Genomic DNA, 22,396 nt, shown 5'->3' on the forward strand with positions numbered 1-22,396 from the left:
GGTGTGGACAGAGCTTATTGGGAAGATGTCTGGCGAGAAGAAGAATTGGGCTTTCACCAGACCCAGGTAAACCGGCATTTACAGCGCTTCTGGCCGCGCCTGGGTCTGTCACCCGAAGCCAGGGTGCTGGTGCCTTTGTGTGGGAAAAGCCTGGATATGAGCTGGCTGTTGTCCGAAGGCCATGATGTGATTGGTGTGGATTATTCACAGCGGGCCCAGGAAGAGTTTTTGGCCGCCCGGCCAGGCCCCGTGCGTTTTTCCGAGCAGGGGGAGCTGAAACTGGCTTACCAGGGCGCTTTGCTGTTCGTGGCGGGGGATGTTTTTCATTTGCGCCAGGAAATGCTGCACTCGGTGGATGCTCTCTATGATCGGGCCGCACTGGTGGCTTTGCCTGCGGCGGCACGCCAGAACTATACCCTGTTTCTGGCCCAGTGCCTGAAGCCGGGAGCCCAAATACTCCTGATTACCCGCCAGGCCCCCGAAGAACGGCAAACACCTCCCTTCAATATCACGAACCGGGAAGTGGAACGGCTGTATGCCAGTAATTTCAGAATTGAAAAGCTGCACAGAAACGAGCGCGAAGACGGGGTGATCGAAGAGGTGTTTTTGCTTCGGCGTAAAGACCCGGAAACTTATGGGAGATTGCCGGGTGATGCTTGTGAGGCGCGCTATGCCAGCGCTTAAAAACCCCTGATTAACTATTGCGCTTGGTGATGCTGCGTTAAAATTGCTCTCAAAATGCTCATTTACTTGTATGTAAACTCCGCTATTTCGAGCAATTTTGCCTTGCCTGACCTGCGCTCATGACGTTGATCAGAGGTTTTTGAAAAGGGGCATCCTAGCCCCGAAAGCTGGTTAGTTGGCCAGGCGCTTGAAGTCCATCAGGATGTTTCCGGTTTCTTCCAGAATGGCCAGGTCCACCGGAGTGGGTTCACGATCGTTCGGGTCTTCCGGTTCTTCATCATCCAGGCTTTTGAGCGGCTCCATACCCAGGCCTTCACGGCGACGGTTTTCCATGGCCAGTTGTGCGGCTTCTTCCTTTTTCTTTTCCTGCTGCCGTACCTTGCGGTTCAGACTGACACTGGGTGTGCCCTTGTTGTCTTGCATCCACTGGGACTGGGCTTGAAGGAACTGGAAATTGGGATCGTCACGGACTCTTTCCAGGTGACGGCTTTCCAGCTGTTCGATCATGGACTGGATTGCAGAATTTCTGGGCGGGATGACGGGTTCAACCTGATCCCAGGCCAGAGCATTTTCTGAGGCACTTTCCCCGATGCGCTCTGAATCATAAAGCGGTGGGAAGGTGATGTCGGGAATCACTCCCTTGTGTTGAGTGCTGCCACCGGAAATCCGGTAGAACTTGGCGCGGGTGATTTTCAGTTGCCCCTCACTCAGGTCGAGAATGGTTTGCACTGTACCCTTGCCAAAGGACTGTTCGCCAACCACCAGGCCGCGACCGTAATCCTGGATGGCTCCGGCAAAGATTTCCGAGGCTGAGGCTGACAGGCGGTTGATTACCACACCCAGGGGACCGTTATAGTGAACCTGGCCATCATTGTCTCCCAGGATTTGCACATTGCCATCGGCGTCCTTGACCTGAACCACCGGGCCACGGGGAATAAACAGTCCCACCAGGCTGTTGGCTTCCTGGAGGGCGCCACCACCATTGTTGCGCAGGTCAATGACCAGGCCATCAATGTCCTCTTCCTGGAGTTCGTCAATCAGGCGTTTGACATCCCGCGTCGTGCTGCGGTAATCCTTGGTGTTATTCTGCTGGCCTTCAAAATCCAGGTAAAAAGTGGGAATCTCAATCACACCGACTTTGCGGGTTTCACCGTTAACCTGAGTTTTAATAATGCGTTTGCTGGCCGCCTGGTCTTCCAGTTGCACGGCATTGCGCTCAATTTCTATCACGCGTCTTTCGGTGTTGTCTGCGGCCAGAACTTCCAGGCGCACAGTGGATCCTTTGGGGCCGCGAATCTTGTCAACCACTTCATCCAGACGCCAGCCAATCACATTTTCGATTTCCCCATCCTTGCTCTGACCGACACCGATGATGCGATCGGTTGGTTCCAGCTCACCCTGACGATCCGCTGGGCCACCCGGAACCAGGCTGACCACCTTGGTGTATTCGTTCTCGGATTGCAGCATGGCACCAATGCCTTCCAGGGAAAGCTTCATCTGGATATTGAAGCTGTCACTGCGGCGAGGTGTGAGATAATTGGTATGAGGGTCTACGCTGGTGGTGAAAGCATTCATGAAGCTTTGAAAAATATCGTCATTATTGGTTTGTTTCAGACGATTCAAACGGTTTTCATAGCGGCGCACCAGAAGGTCTCTGGCTTCTTCAGCCGATTGCTCGGAGTTCATCAGGCTAAGCAGCTCGTGGGTGAGTCGATGCTGCCAGTAGGTTTCAATTTCTGCCTGGCTTTCTGGCCAGTCTGCTTCGCGACGATCGGCCTGAAAGCGTTCTTCACTGGTAAAATCAAAGCTGTCCAGCTCGTTTTTCAGTTGGGTAAGAGCATCTTCCAGGCGCTTTTTCTGTTTACTGGTCACCGTGACAAATACATCAAAGGCAAAATCCAGTTCCCCCTTGACCAGGGCCGCTTCCAGTTCGGAGGTTCGATCCAGCAGGGCTTCGGCTTCCGAGCGTGTCAGCAGGGCCTTGTTGGGGTCCAGTTGTTGCAGGTAATTTTCCATTGCCTGTTCTTCCAGCTTGCTGTCTAAAGTAATATCAGCAAAATGCTGGTGAGTCAGTAGGCGTGTGACTTCCTTGGCAACCTGGCGTTGTGAACTGCTAGGCTCCAGTTCCGCAAGTGGCGTGTGTTCGCGTGTCGAGGTTTCTGCCGTAGCTTGAAGGCTGATGCCCAGGCTGAGCAGAAGTAAGCTGATAAACAGCCAGCGCCAGAGTGAGGCTTGCATTCGGTTGTTACTCCCGTAAACAGATTTAAAGCTATTAGCTGTAGAGTCTTACGATTAAAATAAGTTTTATAGGTAACCCCAAGCATAACCTATGCTGAGGTTGATAACAGCCCTGGCTTACCAAGTTATAACAAGTGTTCACCCGGCAAGAAGGTAAAGAAATGCAGCAATTGGAAGTTTTCAATCAAGGTTTGATGAGCTTTTTACAGTTAGGCTCCACCCCCGCTCATGCTGTGCAAAGCATGCAAAAGCAATTGCTGGATGCAGGCTTTAAACAGCTTTCTGAAGTGGATGCCTGGCAACTGCAAGCGGGGCAGGGTTATTTTGTGATTCGGGGTGGTAAGTCGATTATTGCCTGGCGACAGGGTTTGCAGGCTGTTGAAGATGCGGGGATCAGAATGCTGGGGGCGCACACGGACAGCCCCTGTTTAAAGGTTAAACCCCACGCCGAAATTGTTCGTCATGGTTGCTTGCAACTGGGTGTGGAGGTTTATGGAGGGGCTCTGCTGAATCCCTGGTTTGATCGGGATTTGTCCCTGGCCGGGCAGGTCCAGTACTGGGACCAGCAGGGCCACCTGCGTGAAGCTTTGCTGGATTTACGCAAGCCTCTGGCTGTGATTCCCTCTCTGGCGATTCATCTGAATCGTGAAGCCAATAAAGGCATGGAAGTGAATCCACAGAAACATCTGCCGGTGGTTCTCTGCCAGGCCCATGAAGACGATCAGCCGGGCATTGCTTTTCGTAAGCTGCTGGCCAACTGGTTGCAGGAGGAAGGTCATGAAGTGGCGGAAGTGGTTGATTATGATCTGTGTTTCTATGATATCCAGCCACCGGCCCTGACGGGTTTAAAACAGGAGTATCTGGCGTCTGCACGCCTGGACAATCTCTTGTCCTGCTATGTCGGCCTGGAAGCGCTTCTGGCCATTGATCGCCCACAAGAGGCAACCTCGTTGCTGGTGTGCAATGACCATGAGGAGGTCGGAAGTGCTTCGGCAATTGGTGCCGAAGGGCCTTTCCTGGAAAGTGTATTGCGTCGTATGGCGGGGGATGAAGTGGCTTATCAGCGCATGATCAGCCACTCATTGATGATTTCCTGTGATAATGCCCACGCCTTGCACCCCAACTTCCCGGATCGTCATGATGAAAACCATGGCCCCAGAATGAATGCCGGGCCGGTGATCAAGGTGAATGCCAACCAGCGTTATGCCACGACCAGTGAGACCAGTGCCCTGTTTGCCGGATTCTGCAAGGCGGCGGAAGTACCCTGCCAGCGCTTTGTAGTGCGCAGTGACATGGGCTGTGGCAGCACCATCGGCCCCATCACCTCCACGCGTTTGGGTGTTCGGGTAGTGGACGTCGGCGTACCCCAGTGGGCCATGCACTCCATCCGCGAAACCGTGGGCAGCCAGGACCCCTGGTATCTGGCCCGCGCACTGGTGGCCTTTATGAGTGTAGAAAAAGTCTGATCAGCAGCCGGCCAGCCCTGCGGCGTAGATAATGACTGCATAGCGCAGGGCTTTGCCCAGAGCAACCAACAGCAAAAAAGGCAACCAGTGAACTCTCAGCACGCCGGCAACCAGGGTCAGGGGGTCACCGACAAGCGGCAGCCAGGCAAACAGCAGTGACCAGTAACCCCAGCGGGCGAACCAGCGTTCACCCTTGAGCCTTTGCTCGGGACTGATGGGAAACCAGCGGCGGTTTTCAAAGTGTAATAGATAGCGCCCCAATGCCCAGTTCACCACAGAGCCGAGGGTGTTGCTGATGCTTGCAACCAGCCAAAGACCCAGCAGGGGCTGGCCGAGACAGCTTTGCGTGACCACCAAAGCTTCGGAACCACCGGGCAAGAGGGTAGCCGACAGGAAACCAACAATAAAAACCCAGAGTAACGGGTGACCAAGAAACAGGGTTTCCAGCATGATCGGGAATTAATAACAGGTTGGATTGGGTATTAAAAAGGGGAGGTGTTAAAGTTGGCTCCCGGAGCAGGACTCGAACCTGCGACCAATTGATTAACAGTCAACTGCTCTACCAACTGAGCTATCCGGGAATTGTGCTTTAATGCAGTGTTGAATTGGCTCCCGAAGCAGGACTCGAACCTGCGACCAATTGATTAACAGTCAACTGCTCTACCAACTGAGCTATTCGGGAACATTTCAACTTCTTTCACTGAGGGGGTATATTCTAGGTAAAAAAGCTTGCGGGTCAACCCCTTGACTTGATTTACCTGACCTTTTCAGTAAAAAGGTGGTGGCTATGCCCTGATTCGAACAGGGGACCCCATCATTATGAGTGATGTGCTCTAACCAGCTGAGCTACATAGCCAACGGGTGCGCATTATAAGGATCCTGTAGCTTTTAGCAAGCCCTGGATGAAAAAAACACCGGGACTTTTGAGTTAAGCTCTTGCTGCACCTGCGAAGCCATGCCAGAGTTGGACTTATTGCAAGCCGTTTAAAAACTGAAGAGGTAAGGCGTGATGACAAATCTGGATGCATCCTTGCGTGAGCAGGTCAGAGTGCTGGGCGAGGGTCTGGGGCGCACCATGAGCGCAGCGCTTGGGGAAGAGTTTCTGGAGCTGGTGGAATCGATTCGCCACCTTTCCAAGCAGGTTCATCAGGGTGAAGTGGCCCCCCAGGTTCTCAGCGAAGCCTTGAACAACCTGAAAGATGAAGAACTGCTTCCTGTGGCACGGGCCTTTACCCAGTTCCTTAATCTGGCCAATGCAGCAGAGCAACACTATCGTGCGCGTGAAAGGGTGGTGGAGGATTACCGCCGTGGTGAACAGCCGGGTTTCAGTCGGCTTCTGGAAGCCCTGCAGGAGCAGGGTTTGTCATCCAGACAGATTCTGGAGGCCCTGAGTCAGCAGCAAGTCGAGCTGGTATTCACTGCTCACCCCACCGAAGTCAGTCGGCGCACCCTGATTCAAAAATACGATGCTCTGGATGCCAGCCTTTATCAGTATGAAAATACTCCAGCGGAAAAAAATCGTGAGCCGGTACTGCGGCGTCTGGAAGAGCTGATTGCCCAGGCCTGGCACACTGATGAAATCCGCAGCCAACGCCCTTCGCCGGTTGATGAAGCCAAGTGGGGCTTTGCTGTGATAGAAAACTCCCTCTGGCAGGCTGTACCGGCTTACTACCGTGCTCTGGATCAGCAGATCGAACAGCTTACGGGTGAAACCCTGCCACTGGATGCGGCCCCGATTCGTTTTGCTTCCTGGATGGGGGGCGACCGGGATGGCAACCCCAGAGTGACGGCCAGAATCACCCAGGAAGTGCTCTGGTTATCGCGCTGGATGGCGGCCGATCTCTACCACCGCGACATTGATCAGCTGCGCTCCGAACTGTCCATGCATCAGGCCTGTGAAAAACTCACCAATCGTGTTGGCCCGGTCAAGGAACCCTACCGGGTCTTGCTGGGGCAGGTCAGGGAAAGGCTCCGAGCAACACTGGACTGGCTGAAGGCGCATCTGGATGGACAGCCCTACGATGATGAACGGATTCTTTTTGATGCCGACGGTCTGCGCGAACCCCTGATGCTCTGCTATGAATCCCTGTGCGAACAGGGCATGCAGATCATTGCTGACGGCCTGCTGAGAGACATCCTGCGTCGCCTTTCCGCCTTTGGGATGAATCTTCTGCGTCTGGATGTTCGTCAGGAAGCTCCGCGCCATGAGCAGGCCCTGGCCGAAGCCACGCAATTTCTGGGTCTGGGTAACTATGCCGAATGGAATGAACAGGAGCGCATCAGGTTTTTGCTCAGTGAGCTGGACAACCCCCGACCCCTGCTGCCGGTCAGCTGGCCCTGCAGTGATGAAACCCGGGAGGTGCTGGATACCTGCCAGGTGATTGCCCGGGAAAGAGCCGACGCACTGGGTGCTTATGTGATCTCCATGGCCGCCCAGCCTTCGGATGTGCTGGCCGTGGCCCTGCTGCTGAAAACCGCCGGTGTGGAAAGACCCATGCGCATCGTGCCCTTGTTTGAAACCCTGGCGGATCTTGACAGAGCACCCAAAGTGATCGATGGCCTGCTCTCTCTTCCCTGGTATCAGGACTATACCGCAGGTCGCCAGGAAGTCATGATCGGCTATTCCGATTCCGCCAAGGATGCCGGACAACTGGCTGCCTCCTGGGCTCAATATCGTGCTCAGGAAGCCGTCACCCAGGTGTGTGCCAAGCACCAGGTTCACCTCACCCTGTTTCATGGTCGTGGTGGCACTGTGGGTCGCGGCGGCGGCCCCACCCAGGCGGCCATTCTCGCGCAACCCCCCGGCTCCGTGCAGGGTCGCCTGCGAGTCACCGAGCAGGGTGAAATGATTCGCTTCAAGTTCGGGCTTCCGGCCCTGGCGGAAAGAGCCCTGGAGGTTTATACCAGTGCGGTATTGGAAGCCACTCTGGCACCGCCGCCTGCACCCAAACCGGAATGGCGGGAGCTCATGAATCGCCTGGCTGATGATGCCGTGACCAGTTATCGTGCTCTGGTCAAGGATACCCCGGACTTTGTGCGCTACTTCCGCCAGCTGACACCTGAGCAGGAACTGGCCAAGTTGCCTCTGGGCAGTCGCCCGGCCAAGCGCAAAGCCTCGGGGGGGATTGAAAGCCTGAGAGCCATCCCCTGGATTTTCGCCTGGACTCAGGTGCGCCTGATGCTGCCCGCCTGGCTGGGCAGCGATGAAGCCCTGCTGAAGGCCATCGACCAGGGGGAAAGTGCTGCCCTGCGGGAGATGATTGAAGGCTGGCCCTTTTTTGCCAGTAACATGGACATGCTGGAAATGGTTCTGGCCAAGGTGGACCTGGCTTCTGTGGAAGAATACGAAGAAGCCCTGGTGGTCGAAGAACTCAAGCCTCTGGGTCGCAAGCTTCGCTCCAGAGTTCAGCTTCTGATGGAAAAGCTGCTGGAAGTGCGCGAACAAACCCAGTTATTGGAACAGGTGCCCCTGACGCGCCAGGCCATCAGCGTTCGCAATCCCTACATCATTCCCCTGCATCAGTTGCAGGCCGAATTATTGGCCAGGGTGCGGGCCTGTGAGAGTGGAGAAAACTGCCCGGTTGATGTGAATCCCGTGATCCTGGAAAGGGCTTTGATGGTAACCATGGCCGGTATTGCTGCCGGACTGCGCAACACAGGTTAAGTCACCTACTTGGTGCCTTAACTCCCTTTCATCTGCTATCCTTGGGGCTGAAATGACAGCCCCTTTTTTGATTGTGTACTGCACAACGGGAGACCACCCTGGAAATGACAGCTCAAAGTGCCGCCATCCTGCTGGCTGTGGCTATAGCCTTCCTGATTCCCCTGGCAGGCTACGCCCTGCATCTGCACCTGGAAGCCAAGCGTCAGGTTGCCCAGGCCAAAGAGAACCGGGAAAAGGAAACCCGGCAGGCTCGCAGCAATATTCTGGAAAACCTGGAAATCCTCGCCCGCGCCCTTGAGGATGAACAGATGAACCCTACAGAGGGTTGCCTCCGAGTCCGTGTGCTGCTGGATTTGCTGGATGAAGGCGGTCATGTTCTGCGTGAAGATCTGGTGATTTTTGATCAGGTCCACCAGAAAGCCAAACATCTGGCGACTCACCAGGCCAGGGAAGATCTACCCAAAGACGAAAAAGAAAAGCAGGATCAGGAACGCCGGGCTTTGGAAGAGCAGTTTGAAGCCCAGATCAAACAAGGAGCCACAGCTCTGCGCAGCTTTTGTGAAAATCAGGGGGTCAAGCCATCCAATCCCCTGTTCGTTAACGCGGCCTCGAAAGGAAGTTAAGCATGATTCCCGTAAATACCATGCTGAAAAACCTGCGCTCCGATGGTCAGAAAGGCCGTCCGGCCGGTAAATCGGACAAGTCAGAAAGAAAGAAAAGCACTTTCAATGACCAGTTGATGCAACAGATTTCTGTGGGTGGACGTGCCGAGCTGAAAAAAGAACTCAACCAACTGCAGGAACTGCTGGGCAAGGCAGGCGAAGAGCTGGAACGCAACCCCACGGTGGGTAACCTGGAGGTTTTTCGGGCGCTCTTGTCCAATCTGGTTGGCAAGGTGGTCAAGGGTGGGTTTCAGGTGGACAGCGTCGGGCCTGGCTGGCATCCGGCCGATCGCCACCAGGTCATTCGCCAGATTGATGCCGAAGCGGAAGAGTTGTTGAATCTGGTGATGAACGAACAGAAGGATCGGGTCTCCATTGCCCGTCGCTTATTTAATATCAAAGGTCTGGTGGTCGATCTTTTGTCCTGACCCGGTCTTGAATATCTTGTTTGGAGTAGAATTCCGGTATGTCCGCTAGCCTTCCCCAGTGGCCCACAATGGCCGATCTGATTGGTAACACCCCCCTGATACGCCTACAACGCATGACCGCAGGACGCAACAACACCCTGCTGGCCAAGCTGGAAGGGGACAACCCTGCCGGTTCCGTCAAGGATCGCCCGGCCTTCTCGATGATCAAGGAAGCCCAGAACCGGGGCGATATCCAGCCCGGTGACACCCTGATTGAAGCCACCTCCGGCAATACCGGCATAGCCCTTGCAATGGCCGCTGCGGTTATGGGCTATAAAATGATCCTGATTATGCCGGAAAATGCCTCGGATGAGCGCAAATGGGCGATGCAGGCCTATGGTGCCGAGTTGCTGCCGGTCAGTAAGGAAGCCAGCATGGAAGGCGCACGGGATCTGGCGATTCAGCTGGAAAAGGAAGGTCGCGGCAAGGTGCTCAACCAATTCGGCAATGCTGATAATCCACTGGCGCATTATCGCACCACCGGCCCGGAAATCTGGCAACAGACCCAGGGTAAAGTGACCCATTTTGTCAGCTCCATGGGCACCACCGGCACCATTATGGGGACAGGTCGCTACCTGAAGGAACAAAACCCCGAGGTACAGATCATTGGTTTGCAGCCCTCCGAAGGGGCCAGTATTCCCGGTATCCGGCGTTGGCCTGAAGCCTACCTGCCGAGTATTTTTGACCCTTCCGGCGTGGATCAGGTGGTGGATATTGCCCAGAAAGAAGCAGAAACCATGATGCGTCGACTGGCCCGTGAAGAAGGTATCTTTGCCGGAGTTTCTTCCGGTGGTGCTATTGCCGGAGCCTTGAAGCTGGCCGAAAACCTTGAAAATGCCGTGATCGTGGCCATTATCTGTGATCGTGGTGACCGCTATTTGTCCACGGGCGTGTTTGCAGAAGCGCAAATCTGAGTCTGCCGGATCAAACAGAAAACATGAAGCTGAACAGGAAATACGATGGTAAAAGTAAGAGATGACCAACCCCTGAAAGAGGATGGCAGTGTTGATCTGGATCTCTGGCTTTGCCACCTCCAGGCGGATGTTCAGCTGAATGATCCGGCGCGGGTTCGCCAGGCCTGTGAGCTGGCCGCACAACTGGAACATCAGGCCCAGGAAGAAGGGCGCCAATGGTATGAAGGTGCGAGCAATTACCGAACCGGTCTGGAAATGGCGGATATTCTCGGTGAGCTGCGCATGGATGATGACACCCTGATTGCTGCGCTTCTCTATCGCGGCGTGCGTGAAGAACTGATTGCCCTGCCAGCCATTGAAAAGCAATTCGGCAAAACCGTGGGCACCCTGATAGCTGGTGTCCAGCAGATGGCCGCCATCAGCCAGATCCAGACCAGTGAAACCCCGGCCTTCGGACAACAGCAAAACCAGCTGGAACAACTGCGCAAAATGCTGGTTGCCGTGGTGGATGACGTTCGGGTTGCCCTGATCAAACTGTCCGAACGCACCTGTGCCTTGCGCCAGGTCAAGGCTGCCCCGCGTGAAAAACGCCTTAGAGTGGCCCGTGAGGTCTTTGAAATCTACGCTCCCCTGGCTCACCGCCTGGGCATCGGACACATCAAATGGGAGCTGGAGGATCTTTCTTTCCGCTATCTGGAAGAAGACAGCTATAAGTACATTGCCCGCCTGCTGGCTGAAAAACGTCTGGATCGCGATGGCTACATCCAGATGGTGATCCAGAAGTTGCAGGAGGCTGTTGAAGCCCAGGGCATCTCCGGCGTGGATCTGCAAGGCCGGGCCAAGCATATCTATTCCATCTGGCGCAAAATGAAGCGCAAGAAGATCGACTTTTCCCAGGTTTACGATGTCCGTGCCGTGCGCGTGCTCGTACCCGAGGTCAGGGATTGCTATGCCGTGCTGGGTATCGTGCACTCCATGTTCCGGCATATTCCCAATGAGTTTGATGACTATATCGCCACCCCCAAGGAAAACGGCTACCGCTCCCTACATACAGCCGTGATCGGGCCGGAAGGCAAGGTTCTGGAAGTTCAGATACGCACCTATGCCATGCACGATGAAGCCGAACTGGGGGTTTGTGCCCACTGGCGTTACAAGGGCACGGATGCGGCAGGCAAGAGCAATGCCTACGAAGAAAAAATTGCCTGGCTAAGGCAGGTTCTGGAATGGCACGAAGAAGTGGGGGATGCCACCGGGCTGAAAGAAGAGCTGCAGAATGATGTTGCCCCGGATCGCATTTATGTCTTCACCCCGGATGGCCATGTGATCGACCTGCCCCAGGATGCCACCCCCATCGACTTTGCCTACCGGGTGCATACTGAAATCGGCCACCGTTGCCGGGGTGCAAAAATCAATGGTCGCATCGTGCCACTCAACTATGCCCTGAAAACCGGCGAGCAGGTGGAAATTCTGACCTCGGCAGGCGAGGGTGGCCCCAGCCGCGACTGGTTGAACCCTTCGCTGGGCTACGTCAAAACTTCCCGCTGCCGGGCCAAAATCCAGAACTGGTTCAAGCTGCAGGACAGGGACAAGAATGTTGATGAAGGCCGTCAACTGATCGAGAAAGAATTCAAACGTCTGGGTCTGGAAGGTCTGGATCTGGATGCGTTGGCCAAAGCCCTCAACCTGCATGCCAAGGATGATCTCTTTGCCGCTCTGGGTGCCGGGGATATGCGTGCGGGCCAGGTTCTGTCCATGGCTCAGCACCTGTTTGGTGAGACGGAAGACCCGGATCAGTTGGATCGCCTGCTGACCCGTCCCGGCAGCCGCAAGGACAACAATCAGGACGATATCACCATCCTCGGGGTCGGTAACCTCATGACCCAGATGGCCAAGTGCTGCCAGCCACTACCGGGGGATGACATCATTGGCTACATCACAATTGGGCGGGGGGTCACCATCCACCGCCAGGATTGCAGCAACATCAACCAGCTGCGCGCTGAAGACCCCAACCGTCTGGTCAATGTCGAGTGGGGGCACAAGAAAACCCAGATGTACCCGGTGGATATCCGCATCAAGGCCTGGGACAGAACAGGGCTATTGCGTGATATCACCCTGATTCTGGCCAATGAGAAGGTTAATGTGCTCTCGGTGAACACTCTGACGGACAAGAAAGAAAACCTGGCCAATATTTTGATTACCCTGGAAGTGGCCGGTCTGGAAGCCCTGGGTCAGGTGCTGACCCGTCTGAACCAGCTGCCCAATGTCGTGGATGTTCAGCGCTTCCGGCAAAATTCCAAACACTAAGGAGTTGCCAAATGGCCCAATACAGCCTGCAAGATCTGCTCACCCTGATGGCACGACTGCGCGATCCCCAGGACGGCTGCCCCTGGGATCTCAAGCAAACCTGGGAAAGCATTGTTCCGCATACCCTGGAAGAAGCCTATGAAGTGGCTGACTGTATTGAGCGGGGCGACCTGGAGCATTTGCAGGAAGAACTGGGTGACCTGCTGTTTCAAGTGGTTTATTACAGCCGTTTTGGGGAGGAGGAAAACCGCTTTGATTTTCATCAGGTGGTGGATGGGCTCACCCGCAAACTGATTCGCCGCCACCCGCATGTCTTTCCCGAAGGCACTCTGGAAAGCCGTGCCGGTGATCAGAAAGTTAATGAATTGGAAGTTAAAAACACCTGGGAAACCCTCAAAGCTGAAGAACGCAAGGTCAAACAGCAGGCGACCTCTGTTCTTGACGGGATTCCTGCCAACCTGCCTGCCGTCACCCGCGCTTTGAAATTGCAGAAGCGAGCTGCTCGTGTGGGATTTGACTGGGGCGAAGCCTACCAGGTACTGGATAAGCTGGAAGAAGAACTCGCGGAAATTCGTGAAGCCCTGGCAGAAGGCAATCAGGCGGCTGTCGCTGATGAGGTGGGGGATTTTCTGTTTGCTTCGGTGAACCTGGCACGCCACCTGAAAGTGGACCCTGAAGCTGCAGTGCGCAGCACCAATCGTAAATTCGAACGGCGCTTTAAATATGTGGAACAGCAAAGTGCCCTGAACCACCCGAATCAACAAGTGCCTCTGGAAACTCTGGAAGGCTATTGGCAAGAAGCAAAACGCAAGGAAAGCCCGGATGCGCCTGTCACTTAGAAGCTGGATTCTTCTGGGCTGTTTTCTGCCCGTTTGGTTACTGGTCATTCTGGGAGGAAGCTGGCTTCTCAACAGCTACTTCTCCAGCCTCGAACAACAACTCATCGATCGCGGTCAACTGACCTTAAAAAACCTCAAGCCCAGCCTGGCCATCCAGCTGCATGAAGGTGAACGCTTACCACAGTTGCGGAGTCTGTCCGAGCAACTGCTGGAAGACTCGGATGTGCGTGCTTTCTCCCTTTATGATCACAAGCGCAGCAGCCTTTTACATGCCGGCCCCAGCATGCGCCCTCTGGAAAACAACCCCAATGCACGCTGGTCAGAGCAATCCCGGATGGCTGTTGAACAGGAAACCCTGCGTTTTATCGAACCCATCTATGCTCCCCAGGCCAGCCGTGATTTATCCCGCTTGCGGGCCGGGGAAAGCCCTGAGTTGCTGGGCTGGGCCGAACTGGAGTTGTCGCTGACTCCTGGCCTGCTGCACCAGTACCGTTTGCTCTTGATCAGTGGCGTACTGCTCCTGAGCCTGTTTGTGATCAGCCTGCTGCTGGTGCAATACCTGTCGCGCTATCTGGGCCAGCGTCTGGAAGCTTCCATGGAAGCCGTGGCTCAAATGGGGCAGGGGGAACGACCTGAACCGGTTCCGGAAACCCGGGTGCAAGAGCTGCAGGAACTGGGGAGCAGTATCAATCAAATGATACAGGCGATGGGTCAGCGCGAAGATCTGCTGCTGCAATCCATTGACGAAGTGCGCGAAGATGCCTCACGCAGCCTGGAAACCATTGAAATCAAAAACATAGAACTGGACCGGGCACGCAAGGATGCACTCCAGGCCAGCCGTATCAAATCCGAGTTTCTGGCCAATATGAGCCATGAAATCCGCACCCCCCTGAATGGCATTATCGGTTTCTCCAATCTGCTGTCGCGCACCCATCTGGATGGTCGCCAGAAAGAATACCTGGGGCATATCCTGGGAGCTTCGGAAACCATGTTGGGCATCATCAATGACATTCTGGATTTCTCAAAAATTGAAGCAGGCAAACTGGTTCTGGAAGAAGAACCCGTCAACCTGCGTGATCTGCTGGATTCCACCCTCTCCATGCTGGCACCCCAGGCGCACCGGCAAAGCCTGGATCTTCTGGGGCTGGTTTATGACGATGTGCCCCAGCTGGTAAAAAGTGACCCCCTGCGTTTAAAGCAACTCCTCAGCAACCTGATCAGCAACGCCCTGAAATTCACTGAGCGGGGCGAAGTTGTGGTACGGGTGATGCTGGATGGTGATGACGAAGTGGATGAGCAACCCGCATCCGAACAGTGTTCCCTACGCATTGCCGTCAGTGATACCGGAATCGGGTTGAGTGAAGCACAAAGACAAAAACTCTTTCAGGCCTTTTCCCAGGCAGACACCACCCAGACCCGCCAATTTGGTGGCACTGGCCTGGGGCTGGCGATCTGCAAACAACTGGTGCACCAGATGGGCGGGCAGATCGACCTGGACAGCGAAGAAGGCAAGGGTTCCACCTTCTGGTTTACCTTGCCACTGAATGTGGTGGAACCAGCCAAAGATCCTTCCCCCTGGTTGGTGGGGCGCAGACTGGGCGTGCTGGAAACGCATCGCCTGACCAATCAGTCCTGGTGCCACCAGTTGCGCAGTTGGGGTGCCCAGGTCGTCGCCTGGCAAAGCCCTGAAGAAATGCTGGACAACCTGAACGGACAGGATTTAACCGCCGTACTGGTAGGCCTGAACAGTGCCGAAGCCAGCTCACCCTTGTGGCTGGATGCTCTGGGGCAGCTCCGCCAGCAGGGTTATCGCTGCTTATTGTTACTCAACACTTCCGAACCGGAAGTGCATGCCCGCCTGCGTCACCGCGTCAGCGATCATCTATTGCTCAAACCCCTGGTCATACCGCGCTTCAAACAGGCACTGGAAAGCCTGCTGGAAGGCTCTGGGCAAACCGGCATGCAAGCTGCTTCCTTGCCTGAGCGCAGTATTCCAATTCCAAAGGCGACAAGAATACTGGCGGTGGATGACACTCCATCCAATCTTTTATTGCTGGTCACCCTGTTGCAACAACTGGGGTTTGAAACCTTCCAGGCCAACGGCGGTGAAGAAGCCGTGGAGTTGGTAAAAAAAGAGCCTGTCAGCCTGATTCTGATGGACATTCAAATGCCCGGAATGGATGGTGTAGAGGCCACACGCAACATCCGCTCCCTGGGCCACCAATATCGCAGCCTGCCGATTATCGCCCTCACCGCCCATGCGGTTGCCGAAGAACGCACCGCCTGGCTGCAGGCCGGAATCAATGATGTGCTGATCAAGCCCCTGAATGAAAAGCTTCTCACCGACCTGCTTTATCGCTGGCTGGGTGATCGTTTTACCGACAAGGAAAAATGGCTGATTTCTGATAGCGCTGAACAATCAGAAGAAGCTTGGCAATCCTGCCCGGTGGATCGGGAGCTGGGAATCAAACTGGCAGCAGGGCGCCCGGAGCTGGCTGACGAACTGCTGGAGCTTTTGCTTACCTCCCTGGAACAAAGCAAAGAAGCCATCCAGGCTGCCCTGAAAAGTGAACAGGACGAAGACCTGATCGACGCCGTACACCGCCTGCACGGAGCCACCCGCTACTGCGGCGTACCCGACCTCGCCCAGATCACCGAAGCCTTGGAAACCCAACTCAAAGTTGGACAGGAACAACTCGTCGCTACCAGCCTGGAACAACTTTTCTATGAAATAGACCGCCTGCTTGACTGGCGGGAAAGGGAGTACAGAGCGGATTGGCATTCGAGGGGTGGGTAGGGTTTTTGGCTGAGTGATTTATTTGAGTGAATGTTGACTTGGATTCTTGAAATAGCAGATAAAATCCGATAATTTGCAAAAAAGAGTAAGGGTTTTGGAAGCAGGGAGCGAATATGGTTGGTAATATCCAAAAAATACTGCACAGTATTTAAGGTTTCCTCTCTTGCTACGGAAAAAGCACAGTCTCTGAATCAGTGGTTAATATCAATTTTCCAGTGAGCAGAAAATTCAGGTAAGATTATTATACGTTAAGCATTTAACTGGCTCGGTGCTTGATGTGTCTGTAGAGCCAAATGGAGAAATTTATGTATAAGCAGTTATTGCTGTTGGTTTTGTTCATTACCTTGGTTGGGTGTGGCGGTGGTAAGCCGAATGAGTCCGATCTTGAGAAGTCCTTCAATGAGTCATTTGATGGATTTAAGCAAGCTGGTATTGATCTTTCTCAGTATATTGAAGCTAGTTCTTTCGATATCTCTGATTCGTATGAGGATGGAAGGTTTTATGTGGTAACAGCCACGCCGAAAATAAATATTAAAAAATCACTTGATAATGCTGCTATCCAGTCAATAGACGAGCAAGCAGGTGAATTATCTTCTTACATATTTGTGACAATAAAAATGCTAGAGGAGTTGAGCAAATATGATGCTGGTCAGATCAATCAGCAAGAAATGATGGCAAATCTTCAAACTGCTCACTTGGAGAAGCCCGAAGGTATTCTCAAAGCAGGCACAACATTCTATGGGCTTGAAAGTGAATATAAATTTCGAAAGACTGACAATGGTTGGATGGCAGTAGAGTAATTTTTCTGCTTCAATCTTAATGAGAAATGCATTGCAGTAAGTATTAGGTGCGGCCTTCACATTGCTTATAGCCGTACCTAAACTGAATTGGCGGTAGTTTAGAATGAAAATATAGTGAATGAAATCAGCGTTGTTCTTGCTGATGGGGTTTTCTCTGTTGGTGTGTTGGACTGTTTAGTCGTTAATTGGAAATTGTCGGAAAATAAATTATGGAGTGATTGATGAATTTTGTATCAGTTGATGATGTGAGCTATTGTGACACAACTTTTGATAAACAGCTGTCAAATATCGAGGGGGTTAATCGACTTCCTTGGATTGGGTTGAATTACAATAATCAAAAAGTAAAAACATTGCTTCTCGGAGAAAGTGTTTATGACTGGAAACCTAAAGACCCCTCTAATTTTGAAAAAATTTATCACTCAGACAGCTTGAGAAAAATTCATAAATCACATGCTTTGAATTTCAAAAAAAATTCAAAATTTGTAAGAAATATAGAAAGAGCTTTGTTTATTAAAAAGTATCCCACTGATGATGAGAAGTCTCTACTCTGGAATTCTGTTGTTTATCATAACCTTGTGAGCAAGGTTCTTAAAACCAAAAAGAAAAGGCCAGCATATAGTGATTACTATTATGGATGGCATGTATTTGGTAGTCTGGTCTCAATACTTGATATTGATCAAGTCCTTGTTTATGGTTTGGAAAATAGTAAGATAAAATCTTTCTTGCAGTACTGTGATGAAAAAAACTTTACAATAATAGAAAAAATTAAAATTAAAGATAAAGTTGGTCGCTCCTATCCTAGGAAAATCACTTTCCAGATACATGGAAAAAATATATCTATGCTTTTCATTCGTCATCCAAGCTCTTACTTTAGCTGGAAAAAATGGGGGTCAGTCATTCGATCAACAATTAATGTGCCTGATAATATCGCTTAGCCATTGGCTGCATAGAGACACTGTTAAAGTGTGGAGTTGTCAAATGAGTGATCGAAACCCTGAAGCAGAAATTCTTGATGGCATAGGCAAAGCCAAACAGTTCAAGAAAAGTAAATCAGCGCTTCGCACGCATAAGCTTTCAGTGCCACCACCATGTGAGGTGACTGAACAAGATTTACCTGAGGATTACCATCTGGTAAAACTCGTTGAAAAGCGCATTGTGGATAAGAAGCAGGCTGTATTAGTGTCTTTGGAGGACTTGTAGACACAAGCTTCACTAGACTGCTCTCAGCAATAGCCAGCCAGCAGGGTGCAAAAAATCACCGAAGGCAGGTACTGCTAAAGATGGCCGCGAAATTCCCCTAAGGGTGGTTTCTTAGCGTAAACCAAGGAAGGAAAGAATCGCTAAAACGATAACGACTGCGCCGACGATATAGACGATACTGTTCATAATAACTCCTGCTTTATCACAAATCCGAAATTGGGGTAGTGCTGACTTTCTGCACTTCATCTCAATTCAGGCTAGGCTCCTGGCTTTGTCCAGTCTGTTCGCTGGCGCACGGAGTTGTGAAACGAAGGGCTATTGCAAGTAGAGATAGGGTTAGGTCATCTCTTTGTCTTGCCACGAGTAATCCATTGGATTATAGTTCAAGTATGTTTACCACTATCACTGAGCTCCCGGAATACATCAAACGAGCAGATGCTTTGCTGACCGACTCTGAACGTAAGGCTGTCATCGACTACCTTGCAGAGCATCCTCTTTCTGGTGATTTGCTGGAGGGTACAGGTGGTATTCGTAAGCTTCGTTGGGGTCGAGGCAATAAGGGAAAAAGTGGTGGTGTAAGAGTGATTTACTATTACCATGATCAACGAATCCCCCTTTACTTGCTGACACTTTTTGGCAAAGGCGAACGAGCTAACTTATCAAAAGCAGATCGAAATGCTTTGTCCAGGTTGGTCACTGTTCTTGTTCATACCTCACTGGAGAAAAATCATGGCTAGTGCATATGAGAGTATTGCTCAAGGCTTACAAGAAGCAATCGAGCTGAATCAAGGGCACAAAGTAGCTGCTAAAACCTATCGCCCAGAACCGGTTAATGTGGCGGAAATTCGGCACAAACTGGGTCTGACTCAAATGGAGTTTGCTTCAAAGTTTTGCATCAGTGTCTCAACGCTAAGACATTGGGAGCGTGGTGACCGAACGCCTCATGGGCCTGCACTGGCTTTATTGCATGTGGTTTCGAAAGAGCCTCAGGCGGTTCTTAGAGCCTTGAGTTAGTAAACGGGCATCTGATAGAAAAATTTGTGAGGTATAGACATGCAGGTCACGGTAAAAAATGGGGTGGCCCTGCAGTGATTCGTATTCCGGCAGATAACTTGCACTAAAACCCCTCTGCAAATTGTGATTCCAGCACTCGTATCAGTCGTGCGACCTTGTGCAGGGTTTCGGCATATTCTTCATCGACATTGGAGTCTGCAACCAGGCCGCCGCCACCCCAGACGTGCAGTTGGTTTTCTGCCGCGATAAAGGTGCGGATGGCGATGTTGAAGTCCATTCTCCCACTCTGGTCGATATAGCCGATGGAGCCACAGTAGGCGCTGCGTCGGCAGGGTTCCAGCTGTTCGATGATTTGCATGGCTCGCAGTTTGGGTGCTCCGGTGATGGAGCCGCCGGGAAAGGCCGCCTTGAGCAAATCCAGAGGTTGCTTGCCATCAGCCAGTTGTCCGGTGATGCGACTGACCAGGTGATGCACGTTGGTGTAGCTTTCCAGGGTGAAAAGGTCGGGCACGGCGATGCTTCCCGCCTGGCAAACCCGCCCCAGATCATTACGCAGCAGGTCAACGATCATCAGGTTTTCTGCACGATCCTTGCTGCTGTTGAGCAATTCCTCTTTATAAGCCCTGTCCTGTTCCGGCGTGATCCCTCGTGGGCGCGTGCCCTTGATGGGTTTGGTTTCCACCTGGCCGTTTGCAAAGCCTTGGATAAAACGCTCCGGTGACAGGGACAGCAACTGTTGGTCACCGAAATCCAGAAAGGCTGAGAAGGGTGCGGCTATTTGTTGGCTGAGAGCTTTCCAGATGGCATGGCTGCTGCCGGTAAAAGAAGCCGAAAAACGCTGGGCGAGGTTGATTTGGTAGCAGTCGCCGGATTTCAGCAGTGCCTGTACCTGCGCAAACTTGTCGCGATAGCTGGCTGCGCTCATATTGCTGGTGAAGCCGGTTTCCAGTTTGAAACTTTCTTCTGGGGCTGGGGTGGACAGCCGGAGCCTTAATGCCTCCGCCTCCGCGTCACTGAAGTAGCCGCTGAGCCAGGTGGTTTGTGTTTTGTGGTCGCTGACCAGTGACCAGGTGTAGTAGCCCAGGCAAACCCAGGGCAGAGGCAGGTCATCTTTTGCCACGCTGGGCAGATTTTCAAACAGGCGTCCGGCATCGTAGCTGAAATAACCCAGCCAGCCGCAGGTGAAGGGAATCTCCGTTGGTGGCTGTTCACCGGGGTTACTGGCTTCCAGCTTCAGGGCGTTCAGCTTTTCTGCTTCTGCTTTGCTGCTGATTTCCAGTTGTTTGACGGGGTCGCCGCAGGCAATGGAAAAACGCCCGCCAAATTCGGAAGCTTGACCGCTGCACAGCAGGGCAGGCCATTTTAAAGGGCGCACTGCCTGGAGCAGCGCCTGATCACTGGCAAAGGGTAATTGCAGATAGCGCAGGGAATCGCTCATAAAGCCGGAGACTGCCTTGAAGAAATAAAGCAGCATTTTACGGGGAAGCTGGAAAAAAGTCCTGTCTTGCAGTTTTGGGATGCGTGGAACCCAGGTTGTCGACAACTTTGCCTGCTGTCAGTGAAAGTGTGACTGACGGGTTTCTTGAAAAAGCATTTTAAAACAGGGGGCTAAGATTATCTTTAAGCTGTTTAGACTAAGGTTTGAATTGACCTTTCAGGCCCACCTGTCTACAGTGCAAGCCATTCCGATATTGTCGACAATGTTTTAGTGAGCGACCGCAAAATGAACCAGGAAGTGATCTTGGACAGCAGAACGCTGGCTGACCGCGTTTTTGAAGAGCTTCAGGATGCCATAGTCACTGGGGGCATCGCTCCCGGTACTAAAATTACTGAACCTGGCCTGGCTAAAGAGTACGGCATCTCCCGGGGTCCTCTGCGTGAAGCCATGCGCCGACTGGAAGGTCGCCACCTGGTCAGCCGCATTCCCCATGTCGGCGCTCGGGTTGTCTCCTTATCCCTTGATGAGCTGCTGGAACTTTATGAAGTTCGCGAAGCCATGGAGGGCATGGCCTGTCGTCTGGCTGCCCGTCAGATGCCGGTTGCTGAAATTGCCAGCCTCAAGGCGCTGCTGGAAAAACACGAATCCCAGGCTGAGCTGCAACAGAATCTGGCCTATTACCAGAAAGAAGGCGACCTGGATTTTCATTATCGCATTGTTCTGGGCAGTGGCAACAAAAAGCTGATGGAGTTGCTGTGCGGTGAGCTTTATTACCTGGTGCGCATGTACCGTTACCGCTTCAGTGCCACCAGTGGCCGCCCCAAACGTGCTTTTCAGGAACACTATCGCATCGTGGATGCCATTGAGCAGCGCGATGAAGAATTAGCCGAAATGTTGATGCGTCGGCACATTAGAGCCTCCCGTGATAACGTTGAACAGCGTTTGCGGGAACAAGAGTCCTTACCCAGGTAAACCGAAACCCTGTCCGGGTTAATAAGAGGAAATATCATGTCCCAGAAACTGACCGCTGGCGGACGCTTCCGCAAGGCACTGAAAGAAAACAACCCACTGCAGATTGTCGGCACTATTAATGCCTACCACGCCATGATGGCTGAAAAAGTGGGCCACCAGGCGATCTACCTGTCCGGTGGTGGTGTTGCCAATGCTTCCTACGGTCTGCCTGATCTGGGCATGACCAGCATGAATGATGTACTGGAAGACGTGCGCCGTATCACCAGTGCTGTGGATACTCCTCTGCTGGTGGACATAGATACCGGTTGGGGCGGTGCTTTTAATATTGCCCGCGCCGTGAAGGAAATGGAAAAAGGCGGTGCCGCTGCGGTGCATATCGAAGACCAGGTGGCCCAGAAGCGTTGCGGCCATCGCCCCAACAAGGAAATTGTTTCCCAGGAAGAAATGGTTGATCGTGTTAAAGCCGCTGTGGATGCCAAAACCGATCCTGACTTTTTCGTCATGGCACGTACCGATGCTTTCCAGAAAGACGGTCTGGAAGCGGCTGTAGAACGGGCCAAAGCCTGTCTGGAAGCCGGTGCTGACGGTATTTTTGCCGAAGCGGTTCACACTCTGGAAGACTATCAGGCCTTTTCTGATGGTATCGGTGGTGCCCACCTGCTGGCCAATATCACCGAGTTTGGTGCCACACCTCTGTTCAACAAGAAAGAGCTGGCAGAAAACGGTGCCACCATGGTTCTCTATCCTCTGTCCGCTTTCCGTGCAGCCAACAAGGCAGCACTCAATGTTTTCCAGCACCTGTTGGATGACGGTGATCAGAAGGCTGTTGTTGATACCATGCAGACTCGCATGGAGCTTTACGATTTCCTGAACTACCACGACTTTGAACAAAAACTCGACCAGTTGTTTGCCCAGGGCAAGAACAAATAATTAAGAC

Annotated in this window: 19 protein-coding genes and 3 tRNA genes; 16 read left to right on the plus strand and 6 right to left on the minus strand. The window is 52.8% G+C overall.

Annotated features, from left to right (window positions below; genetic code table 11):
- Nucleotides 1-3: 3 nt before the first annotated feature.
- Complete coding sequence (locus LG323_RS14685; protein WP_404417764.1) at nucleotides 4-684, plus strand: thiopurine S-methyltransferase; 681 nt, start codon at nucleotides 4-6, stop codon at nucleotides 682-684.
- Between the two features lie 171 nt (nucleotides 685-855).
- On the opposite strand, the gene LG323_RS14690 is transcribed toward LG323_RS14685, so the two are convergent.
- Nucleotides 856-2,922, minus strand: coding sequence for a carboxy terminal-processing peptidase (locus LG323_RS14690; RefSeq protein ID WP_404417767.1), 2,067 nt, complete (start codon nucleotides 2,920-2,922; stop codon nucleotides 856-858).
- Nucleotides 2,923-3,083: 161 nt separating this feature from the next.
- Between LG323_RS14690 and LG323_RS14695 the strand changes: the two genes are divergently transcribed.
- Nucleotides 3,084-4,388: a M18 family aminopeptidase gene (locus tag LG323_RS14695; RefSeq protein ID WP_404417770.1), complete on the plus strand. Its 1,305-nt coding sequence runs from the start codon at nucleotides 3,084-3,086 to the stop codon at nucleotides 4,386-4,388.
- Here the strand turns inward: LG323_RS14695 and LG323_RS14700 are convergent, their stop codons facing one another.
- From LG323_RS14700 to LG323_RS14715, 4 genes are all read right to left on the minus strand, one after another.
- A complete protein-coding gene (locus tag LG323_RS14700; RefSeq protein WP_404417773.1) occupies nucleotides 4,389-4,838 on the minus strand; it encodes a YqaA family protein in 450 nt (149 codons plus the stop codon).
- 55 nt (nucleotides 4,839-4,893) lie between these two features.
- Nucleotides 4,894-4,969 (minus strand) — tRNA-Asn (locus LG323_RS14705).
- A 25-nt stretch (nucleotides 4,970-4,994) separates the two neighbouring features.
- Nucleotides 4,995-5,070 (minus strand) — tRNA-Asn (locus tag LG323_RS14710).
- Between the two features lie 97 nt (nucleotides 5,071-5,167).
- Nucleotides 5,168-5,244 (minus strand) — tRNA-Met (locus LG323_RS14715).
- Nucleotides 5,245-5,397: 153 nt separating this feature from the next.
- Here LG323_RS14715 and ppc point away from each other — a divergent pair.
- From ppc to LG323_RS14775, 12 genes are all read left to right on the plus strand, one after another.
- Nucleotides 5,398-8,052, plus strand: a complete 2,655-nt coding sequence (gene ppc, locus LG323_RS14720; protein ID WP_404417776.1) for a phosphoenolpyruvate carboxylase — start codon at nucleotides 5,398-5,400, stop codon at nucleotides 8,050-8,052.
- 104 nt (nucleotides 8,053-8,156) lie between these two features.
- Nucleotides 8,157-8,675 (plus strand): DUF2489 domain-containing protein, encoded by a 519-nt coding sequence (locus LG323_RS14725; RefSeq protein ID WP_404417780.1) that lies wholly within the window; start codon nucleotides 8,157-8,159, stop codon nucleotides 8,673-8,675.
- A 2-nt stretch (nucleotides 8,676-8,677) separates the two neighbouring features.
- Nucleotides 8,678-9,142 (plus strand): YaaR family protein, encoded by a 465-nt coding sequence (locus LG323_RS14730; protein WP_310695534.1) that lies wholly within the window; start codon nucleotides 8,678-8,680, stop codon nucleotides 9,140-9,142.
- Nucleotides 9,143-9,180: 38 nt separating this feature from the next.
- On the plus strand, nucleotides 9,181-10,095 hold the full coding sequence (gene cysM, locus LG323_RS14735; protein WP_310695535.1) for a cysteine synthase CysM: 915 nt from the start codon (nucleotides 9,181-9,183) through the stop codon (nucleotides 10,093-10,095).
- Between the two features lie 45 nt (nucleotides 10,096-10,140).
- Entirely contained in the window at nucleotides 10,141-12,399 is a 2,259-nt protein-coding gene (gene relA, locus LG323_RS14740) for a GTP diphosphokinase (protein WP_404417783.1), read from the plus strand.
- 11 nt (nucleotides 12,400-12,410) lie between these two features.
- Nucleotides 12,411-13,238 carry a nucleoside triphosphate pyrophosphohydrolase gene (gene mazG / locus LG323_RS14745; RefSeq protein ID WP_404417786.1) on the plus strand — a complete coding sequence of 276 codons (828 nt, stop codon included), beginning with the start codon at nucleotides 12,411-12,413 and terminating at the stop codon, nucleotides 13,236-13,238.
- A complete protein-coding gene (locus LG323_RS14750) occupies nucleotides 13,222-16,035 on the plus strand; it encodes an ATP-binding protein (protein ID WP_404417789.1) in 2,814 nt (937 codons plus the stop codon). Before mazG ends, LG323_RS14750 begins: the two co-directional genes overlap by 17 nt.
- Before the next feature lie 305 nt (nucleotides 16,036-16,340).
- Nucleotides 16,341-16,835, plus strand: a complete 495-nt coding sequence (locus tag LG323_RS14755; RefSeq protein WP_404417792.1) for a hypothetical protein — start codon at nucleotides 16,341-16,343, stop codon at nucleotides 16,833-16,835.
- Between the two features lie 221 nt (nucleotides 16,836-17,056).
- Nucleotides 17,057-17,770, plus strand: a complete 714-nt coding sequence (locus LG323_RS14760; RefSeq protein ID WP_404417795.1) for a hypothetical protein — start codon at nucleotides 17,057-17,059, stop codon at nucleotides 17,768-17,770.
- Nucleotides 17,771-17,813: 43 nt separating this feature from the next.
- Nucleotides 17,814-18,035, plus strand: a complete 222-nt coding sequence (locus LG323_RS14765; protein ID WP_404417798.1) for a hypothetical protein — start codon at nucleotides 17,814-17,816, stop codon at nucleotides 18,033-18,035.
- 389 nt (nucleotides 18,036-18,424) lie between these two features.
- Nucleotides 18,425-18,772 carry a type II toxin-antitoxin system RelE/ParE family toxin gene (locus LG323_RS14770; RefSeq protein WP_404417801.1) on the plus strand — a complete coding sequence of 116 codons (348 nt, stop codon included), beginning with the start codon at nucleotides 18,425-18,427 and terminating at the stop codon, nucleotides 18,770-18,772.
- Nucleotides 18,765-19,049, plus strand: coding sequence for a helix-turn-helix domain-containing protein (locus LG323_RS14775; protein ID WP_404417804.1), 285 nt, complete (start codon nucleotides 18,765-18,767; stop codon nucleotides 19,047-19,049). The genes LG323_RS14770 and LG323_RS14775 overlap by 8 nt, the downstream gene beginning before the upstream one ends.
- 103 nt (nucleotides 19,050-19,152) lie before the next feature.
- On the opposite strand, the gene pabB is transcribed toward LG323_RS14775, so the two are convergent.
- A complete protein-coding gene (gene pabB, locus LG323_RS14780) occupies nucleotides 19,153-20,487 on the minus strand; it encodes an aminodeoxychorismate synthase component I (protein ID WP_404417807.1) in 1,335 nt (444 codons plus the stop codon).
- Nucleotides 20,488-20,772: 285 nt separating this feature from the next.
- Between pabB and LG323_RS14785 the strand changes: the two genes are divergently transcribed.
- Nucleotides 20,773-21,459 carry a GntR family transcriptional regulator gene (locus tag LG323_RS14785; protein WP_310695540.1) on the plus strand — a complete coding sequence of 229 codons (687 nt, stop codon included), beginning with the start codon at nucleotides 20,773-20,775 and terminating at the stop codon, nucleotides 21,457-21,459.
- A 36-nt stretch (nucleotides 21,460-21,495) separates the two neighbouring features.
- On the plus strand, nucleotides 21,496-22,389 hold the full coding sequence (gene prpB, locus LG323_RS14790; protein WP_310695541.1) for a methylisocitrate lyase: 894 nt from the start codon (nucleotides 21,496-21,498) through the stop codon (nucleotides 22,387-22,389).
- Nucleotides 22,390-22,396: the final 7 nt, after the last annotated feature.

It is taken from the genome of Marinospirillum sp., assembly GCF_044810985.1.
GTDB lineage: Bacteria > Pseudomonadota > Gammaproteobacteria > Pseudomonadales > Halomonadaceae > Marinospirillum.